This is a genomic window from Mesorhizobium sp. M2C.T.Ca.TU.002.02.1.1 (genome assembly GCF_003997225.1).
Map to the genome: position 1 here is coordinate 1 of NZ_RZTO01000268.1, position 7,260 is coordinate 7,260.

The following is a 7,260-nucleotide window of genomic DNA, read 5'->3' on the forward strand; positions in this document are numbered from 1 at the left end:
GGTGTGGGTGGCCAACCCCGACCAAAGCGCGTCGCCATAGCGGATGCGATTTCCCGTCAGCCCGAGATACATGCCGAAAGCGCCGCCCAGATCCGGCAGCAAGTGGCTGGCGCCGACATCGGGGAAGAAGCCGATGCCGACCTCCGGCATGGCGAACTGCGCGTTCTCGGTCAGCACACGATGCGAGCCATGGAAGGAGATGCCGACGCCGCCGCCCATGACGATGCCGTCGACCAGCGCGACATAGGGTTTCTTGAAGCGGGCGATGCGGGCGTTGAGCCGGTATTCGTCGGCGAAGAAGTCGACGGGCGGCTTACCGGCGCGTCCGGCCTCATAGATGTGCAGGATATCGCCGCCGGCGGAAAACGCCCTGCCCTCGGCCTTGACGACGACGACGCCTACGCCCGGATCCTGCTCCCAGGCGCCCAGCGCCTTGCCGAGCGCCTTGACCATGTTGTGCGTGACGGCGTTGAGCGCCTTCGGCCGGGTCAACGTGACCACGCCCGCTCTACCCAGCCGCTCGAAGCGGATCTCGTCGCCTCCGCCAAAATCCATAAAGAGAATCCTCCCCCGTGCCTACGGGAGGAGAAGTGCTAAGCGGCGACCGAACGAACGTCAATTGTCGAGTGCTCTCGACCATCGATCCGGTACGGCGAGCAACTACCAGACGAAAGGAACAAGCGCGTTCGTGCGGCGCGCATAGGCAGGGAACTCATCGGGAAACTGCCGCGCCAGAAGCCGGTCCTCGGCGCCCACGCGCCAGATGAAAATCGCCCCCAGCAGGACGAGCAGAAAGACGAAAGGCCCACCCACCACGATCGCTGAGCCGATGCATGCGAGCAGGCCACCCGTGTACATGGGGTGGCGCAACCGACGGTACGGGCCGGATGTCACCAGTTCGGGTTCCTGCTTGACGGAAACGGTCTGGCTCCAATTGCGGCCGAGAGTTTGCCGTGCCCGCACCAAAAGGAGCATGCCTGCAACCGTCAAAACAGCACCGATGCCGCTCAGGACCGCGTTGACGGGAGCGAAGTTGACGAAAGCAAACAAGGGCAAGCGCGGCAGCAGAAAGGCGGCGATCATCGCAAACATCAAGCCGAAGCTCTGCAGCAGATGCGGCTCCGTGTCGCGTTTCACGCCAATCGACCGAACGGTCAGATAGATAACGAGGAGCAGCCAGGCGGCATAGATGAACCAAATGAAGCCCATGCCTCGCTCCTTCAGTTAGCCGGCAATCCGCCTTGGCCGCCGCACGCCCCCGGTGCTAGAAAATGGCCATCTTGAACCGGACGACAAGAGATGCCGGGATTTTCGCGCCTCGCGGCTGCAACGATCGGCCTGATCGCAATCCTGCGGATGTCTTACCCTGCCGAGGCCGCGGCGAACGAGCTATATCAATCGCAAACGATCGTCACCGGCACCGGAGACGTGAACCGGCAGATCGGCTTCAAGGATTGCCTCGACAAGGTGCTGGTGAAGGTCTCGGGCGACCAGCGCCTGACGCAGAAACCGGAGATGCTGGCGCTGCGCGACAAGGCGGCCGACTTCGTCCAGTCCTTCCGCTATCACGACCGGCTCGAAGGCATCCCGATCCATGACGAGCAAGGCACGCATGACAGGCCGCACGACCTGACCTGCATCTACAAGCCGGCCGTCGTCGACAAGCTCTTGGCGCAGCTCGGCGCCAGGCCATGGCCCGGCGAGCGGCCGCCGATCGCCGTCTTCATGACCGTCGAGCAAGGCTCGCGGCATTTCGTGCTGACGGCAGATGAGGATCAGGGCAAAACGATGCGCGAATCCTTTTCCAATGCTACCTTTCCATTGCTGATGCGCGTCACCTTTCCAAAGGCCGGGCAGCTTGGCGGCCTGAGTGGCAAGGTGCTTTCCGGAGCCGATACGGCAAGGCTCGACAAGCTCGCGAAAAGAGCTGGAGCGGCCCGGGCACTCGCCGGCAGCATCGTGTGGAGCGACAAGGACCTGGGCTGGATCGCCGACTGGCGGCTGGCCGATCACGGCAAGACCTATCGCTGGCAGGTGCGCGGCGTGAGCTTCGACGAGGCGTTCCGGGTGGCCGTCAGGGGCGCGGCGCAAATCCTTTCGGGGAACGGACAGCCGTGAGAGCGTTTCCTCGCCCCACGAAGTGGGGAGAGGCGGCTCGGCGAAGCCGAGACGGAGAGGGGAGCGCCGTTTCCGTCGGCAAAAGCGCCTCGTATTGGAAGACTTCCGCCCTACGAAGGCCCCCTCTCCGTCCGCTTCGCGGACGCCTCTCCCCCGCTTTTAGCGGGGGCGAGGAATTAGGCTCCGGCTGGCACAATCGTGTCGCATTGGTCAGCGGCGGACACGCGTGGTAAAAGCCGGCGCAAAAGAGAGTTTCGGCCATGAACAAATTCACCCCCGCAAAACCTGCCGGCGCGCGCAGCGTCGACGAGATCACCGGCAGCCGGCGGCTCAGGCGCATGCGCAAGGCCGACTGGTCGCGCCGGCTGGTGCAGGAGAACCAGCTTTCGGTGAACGACCTGATCTGGCCGATCTTCGTCGTCGACGGCAAGAACACGCGCGAGCCGATCGCCGCCATGCCGGACGTCTATCGCCTGTCCGTCGACCTCGCGGTGAAGGAGGCCGAGCGCGCCGCCAAGCTCGGCATTCCGGCCATCGCCACCTTCCCCAATGTCGAGCTTGCGCTACGCGACCAGACCGGCTCGCACATCCTCGACCCGGACAACGTCATCAACCGCGCCACGCGCGCCATCAAGGACGCGGTGCCGGAGATCGGCATCATCACCGATGCAGCGCTCGACCCATTCACCAGCCACGGCCATGACGGCATCCTGCGCGACGGCATCATCGTCAATGACGAGACTGTGGAGCAGGTCGCCGCGGCGGCCGTCATCCAGGCCGCCGCCGGCGCCGATATCATCGCGCCGTCCGACATGATGGACGGCCGCATCGGCGCGATCCGCGACGCGCTCGACGCCAACGGCTTCCAGGATGTGGCGATCATGTCCTATGCGACGAAGTTCGCTTCGGCCTTCTACGGCCCCTACCGCGAGGCAGTCGGCACCGCCGGCCTGCTCAAGGGTGACAAGAAGACCTATTACATCGACCACGCCAATTCCGACGAGGCGGTGCGCGAGGCCGAGCAGGACCTCGCCGAGGGCGCCGACATGCTGATGGTCAAGCCCGGCCTGCCCTATCTCGACATCATCCGCAGGCTGAAAGACGAGCTGCAGATGCCGACCTTCGCCTACCAGGTGTCGGGCGAATATTCGATGATCAAGGCAGCCGCCGCCAATGGCTGGATCGACGGCGAAAAGGCGATGCTGGAATCGCTGCTTTCGCTGAAGCGGGCGGGCTGCGACGGCGTGCTGACCTATTTCGCGCCGGTAGTGGCGCAGATGCTGAGGGGATAAGCTCCCTCCCGACTGATCTGATGCCTTTGCTGGATGACCGGCCGGCCATTCTGCCCGGTGGATTTTGTTCACCCTGCAGAATACTGATTACAAAATGCAATCAGTTAAGCTATTCCGCTTGCACATCACAACTGCTCAGGAGGAAAACGTGTCCAAGCTCCGTGTCAATTGTTTTACGCTCTCGCTCGATGGCTACGGCGCCGGTCCCGACCAGAGCCTCGCCAACCCACTCGGCGTGGGTGGCGAAAATCTGCACAAATGGATGATCAAAACCCGCTCGTTCCACCAGATGATCGGCAAGGAGGGCGGGACGACGGATACCGATGACGAGTTTGCGGTGCGCAGCTTCGAGAATGTCGGCGCCTGGATCCTCGGCCGCAACATGTTCGCGCCGAGCCGCGGCGAATGGCCGGACGACGATTGGAAAGGCTGGTGGGGCGCCAACCCGCCCTATCACGTGCCGACCTTTATTCTGACGCATCACAAGCGCGCGCCGATCGAGATGGAAGGCGGCACGACCTTCCACTTCGTCACCGACGGCATCCACTCGGCGCTCGAGCAGGCCAAGGCGGCGGCCGACGGCAAGGATGTGCGCGTCGGCGGCGGCGTTTCGACTGTACGGCAGTATCTCGGGGAAAGGCTGATCGACGAGATGCATCTGGCGATCTCACCCGTCCTGCTTGGCTCGGGCGAGCATCTGTTCGCTGGGCTCGACATGGTGAAGCTCGGCTATCGCTGTACCGGGCAAGTGGCGACGGTCGATGCGACGCATGTGATGATCGGGCGGGCGTAATTACAGCTTTTTCTCCCCGTCACCATCCGGGGAGAAATGCTCGGCAGAGCAATGAGGGGCAGCACTGCCGGTTGGAAGTTGGCAGCGAGCCACAAACGGCAAACTGGTGCGCAACTGCCCGCATCGGCGCCGCCCCTCATCCGCCCTTCGGGCACCTTCTCCCCGTGGGACGGGGAGAAGGAAAGATGGTGCTCAATACTTCTCCGGCACGTAGAGCTCGCGCGGCAGGACCTGGCGTTCGTAGGACGGGTTGAAGACACGCTCGGGCAGCGAGATCTCCTCGTGCGGAACCTCCTCATACGGCATCTGCCGCAACAGATGGTCGATGCAGTTCAGCCGCGCGCGCTTCTTGTCGTTGCCCTCGACGATGAACCAGGGCGCTTCCGGAATGTTGGTGCGGGCGAAGGTCTCCTCCTTGGCCTTGGTGTACTGCTCCCAGCGCACGCGCGACTGCAGGTCCATGGGCGACAGCTTCCACTGCTTCATCGGATCGTGGATGCGCATCAGGAAGCGCATCTGCTGCTCCTCGTCGGTGATCGAGAACCAGTATTTCACCAGCGTGATTCCGGAACGGACCAGCATGCGCTCGAATTCCGGCACGTCGTGGAAAAATTCCTCGACCTGATCCGGTGAGGCAAAGCCCATCACCCGCTCGACGCCGGAACGGTTGTACCAGGAGCGGTCGAACAGCACGATCTCGCCGCCGGCAGGCAGATGCGGCACATAGCGCTGGAAATACCATTGCGATTTCTCGCGCTCGGTCGGCGCCGGCAACGCGACGACGCGGGCGATGCGCGGGTTGAGCCGCTGCGTGATGCGCTTGATGACGCCGCCCTTGCCGGCGGAGTCGCGGCCCTCGAAGACCACCACCAGCTTCTTCTTGTGATAGGCGACCCATGACTGCAGCTTGATCAGTTCGGATTGCAGCCTGAGCAGCTCGCGAAAATAGGTCATTCGCTCGATGGAAGGCGGATGCGACTTCTTGTAGATCTTGGCGATCTCGAGCGAGAGCGCCGGTTCGGAAAGCTCCAGCTCATAGTCTTCGTCGAGCGTGTCCTCGAGTTCGGCTTCGAGCCAGTCCTTCGCCCCGGAATTCGGTTTCAATTCGTTCATCGCGCAGCTCCGTCTGCCTGTCAGCCATCATCGCTTCGGAAATCCGCGCCGGCTCCGGACGGACATTCCTTGAGCCGACTGGGATACAGAGGCGCAATGACGGTTTTATTGCAATCGCCTGCCGCGGACCTCGAAGATATGTGATCGACCCGTATCGACAGCGGGGCGACAAGCCGCCGGAATTGTCCTACAAATCCCGTTGCCTCTTTTGCGGCGCCGGCCACGACGCCTCTTCAAACAAAATCGCGAGGACCGACATGGAATACCGCACGCTCGGCCGATCCGGCTTGAAAGTCTCGACATTGACGCTTGGCACCATGACCTTCGGCGGCGCCGGTCCGTTCGCCGCCGTCGGCAATTCCGACCTCGCGGAAGCCAAGCGCATCATCGACACCTGCATCGATGCCGGCATCAACCTCATCGACACGGCAAACGTCTATTCCAACGGATTGTCGGAAGAGATCATCGGCGAGGCGCTTGGCGGCAAGCACAAGAACGACGTGCTGATCGCGTCCAAGGCGCGCATGCGCATCGGCAGCGGCCCCAACGACGAAGGCCTGTCGCGGCACCATCTGATCCGCGAATGCGAAAAGAGCCTGAAGCGGCTCAAGACCGACGTCATCGACATCTATTTCGTCCATCAATGGGATGGCCTCACGCCGGTTGAAGAGACGATCGCTGCGCTCGACACCTTGGTCAACCAGGGCAAGATCCGCTACATCGGCTGCTCCAACTGGTCGGGCTGGCAGGTGATGAAGGCGCTTGCCGTCAGCGACAGCCGCCATCAGGCCCGTTTCGTCACCCAGCAGATCCACTACACGCTGGAAGCGCGCGAGGCCGAATACGAATTGCTGCCGATCTCGGTCGACCAAGGCCTGGGCGTGCTGGTCTGGAGCCCGCTGGCAGGCGGCCTGCTCTCCGGCAAATACCATCGCGACAGCCCGACCGCGCGCCAGCTTGGCGGCTGGAAGGAGCCGCCGATCAGCGACGAGGACCGTCTGTGGCGCATCGTCGACGTGCTCAACGAGATCGGCAAGGCGCGAGGCGTCTCAGGCGCCCAGGTGGCGCTCGCCTGGCTGCTCGGCCGCCCCGCCGTAAGCTCGCTGGTGATCGGCGCCCGCAACGAGGCGCAGCTCAAGGACAATCTGGCCGCGGCAAGCCTGTCACTCAGCGAAGAAGAACGGCGGCGCCTCGACGCCGTCAGCCGGCCGCCGGTGCTTTATCCCTACTGGCACCAGCAGTTCACCGCCAGGGACCGTTTCGGACCGGCCGACAAGGTGCTCGACCGCAGCGCTATCTGACCCCTGGTCAGCCGGCGATGTAGCGCCAGACTTCCGCGTCTGGCTTTATCTGGCCGCTGAGGACAAAATATTTGTAGAGGACGAGCAGCGAGATCGCCTGCTCGTCCTGCTCATTGCCGAATTTACGGCAATAGGCGTTGGCGGCGGCGGTTATGCGCCCCGCCTCGGCGGGATGTTTTTCGAAATAGGCCACCTTGTCGACCAGGTCGGAGAAATCCTGCCGCAGCGGCACATAGTGGACGTTGGGCTCGACCTGGGCTTCCGCAAACCAGGTTTCGTAGGTTGGCTCCGGCATCAGGCAGAGCGAATTGGAGCTCATGATCCATTTCAGGTTTGTCGCCACGTCGTTGCCTTCGAGCGAGACGATGTAGCGATACTGTCGCTGCTGCTCGATGTTCAGGAACGGCTTGCGGTATCCATCCGGCGCGTCGGCTCTGTGGGAACCCGCATCGCAAATCGGCAGTTCGGCGGCCTTTTCCACGAAGCGGGTGCGGAGAGGATTGTTGAGATGGCCGCGCCAGACCACCATCGGGCGCTTGTCGGCGAAAGACAGCTTGTCGGGCGGCATGTAGAAGTGACGGAACTTGTTCAGCTTCATCAGCACGCCGTTCGCATTGTCGTCGCCGATGGGCCGGTCCTTGAC

The 7,260-nt window shown here is 63.0% G+C and carries 8 protein-coding genes; 4 read left to right on the forward strand and 4 right to left on the reverse strand.

Annotation, left to right across the window (positions count from 1 at the left end; all coding sequences use genetic code 11):
* The coding region (locus tag EOD07_RS16055; protein ID WP_206519477.1) for an enoyl-CoA hydratase/isomerase family protein at positions 1-555 on the reverse strand (555 nt) is incomplete at its 3' end.
* Between the two features lie 105 nt (positions 556-660).
* Positions 661-1,209 carry an isoprenylcysteine carboxylmethyltransferase family protein gene (locus EOD07_RS16060; protein ID WP_127236167.1) on the reverse strand — a complete coding sequence of 183 codons (549 nt, stop codon included), beginning with the start codon at positions 1,207-1,209 and terminating at the stop codon, positions 661-663.
* A gap of 90 nt (positions 1,210-1,299) precedes the next feature.
* Between EOD07_RS16060 and EOD07_RS16065 the strand changes: the two genes are divergently transcribed.
* The 3 genes from EOD07_RS16065 to EOD07_RS16075 all read left to right on the forward strand — a co-directional run bounded on the left by EOD07_RS16065 (position 1,300) and on the right by EOD07_RS16075 (position 4,203).
* Positions 1,300-2,118 (forward strand): DUF2066 domain-containing protein, encoded by an 819-nt coding sequence (locus EOD07_RS16065; RefSeq protein ID WP_127236168.1) that lies wholly within the window; start codon positions 1,300-1,302, stop codon positions 2,116-2,118.
* A 260-nt stretch (positions 2,119-2,378) separates the two neighbouring features.
* Positions 2,379-3,410: a porphobilinogen synthase gene (gene hemB, locus EOD07_RS16070; RefSeq protein WP_127236169.1), complete on the forward strand. Its 1,032-nt coding sequence runs from the start codon at positions 2,379-2,381 to the stop codon at positions 3,408-3,410.
* A gap of 148 nt (positions 3,411-3,558) precedes the next feature.
* A complete protein-coding gene (locus EOD07_RS16075) occupies positions 3,559-4,203 on the forward strand; it encodes a dihydrofolate reductase family protein (protein ID WP_127236170.1) in 645 nt (214 codons plus the stop codon).
* A 192-nt stretch (positions 4,204-4,395) separates the two neighbouring features.
* Here EOD07_RS16075 and ppk2 read toward each other — a convergent pair whose 3' ends face one another.
* Positions 4,396-5,316 (reverse strand): polyphosphate kinase 2, encoded by a 921-nt coding sequence (gene ppk2 / locus EOD07_RS16080; protein WP_127236171.1) that lies wholly within the window; start codon positions 5,314-5,316, stop codon positions 4,396-4,398.
* 257 nt (positions 5,317-5,573) lie between these two features.
* On the opposite strand from ppk2, the gene EOD07_RS16085 reads away from it, so the two are divergent.
* Positions 5,574-6,617: an aldo/keto reductase gene (locus EOD07_RS16085; RefSeq protein WP_127236172.1), complete on the forward strand. Its 1,044-nt coding sequence runs from the start codon at positions 5,574-5,576 to the stop codon at positions 6,615-6,617.
* A gap of 7 nt (positions 6,618-6,624) precedes the next feature.
* Here the strand turns inward: EOD07_RS16085 and EOD07_RS16090 are convergent.
* Positions 6,625-7,260 (reverse strand): glycosyl transferase family 90 (locus EOD07_RS16090; RefSeq protein WP_127236173.1); only part of this gene is annotated, 636 nt, incomplete at its 5' end.

Coding starts and splice junctions, on each gene's coding strand:
- EOD07_RS16060 (WP_127236167.1), bottom strand. CDS start 1,209: ATGGGCTTCATTTGGTTCATCTATGCCGCCTGGCTGCTCCTCGTTATC.
- EOD07_RS16065 (WP_127236168.1), top strand. CDS start 1,300: ATGCCGGGATTTTCGCGCCTCGCGGCTGCAACGATCGGCCTGATCGCA.
- ppk2 (WP_127236171.1), bottom strand. CDS start 5,316: ATGAACGAATTGAAACCGAATTCCGGGGCGAAGGACTGGCTCGAAGCC.
- EOD07_RS16085 (WP_127236172.1), top strand. CDS start 5,574: ATGGAATACCGCACGCTCGGCCGATCCGGCTTGAAAGTCTCGACATTG.
- hemB (WP_127236169.1), top strand. CDS start 2,379: ATGAACAAATTCACCCCCGCAAAACCTGCCGGCGCGCGCAGCGTCGAC.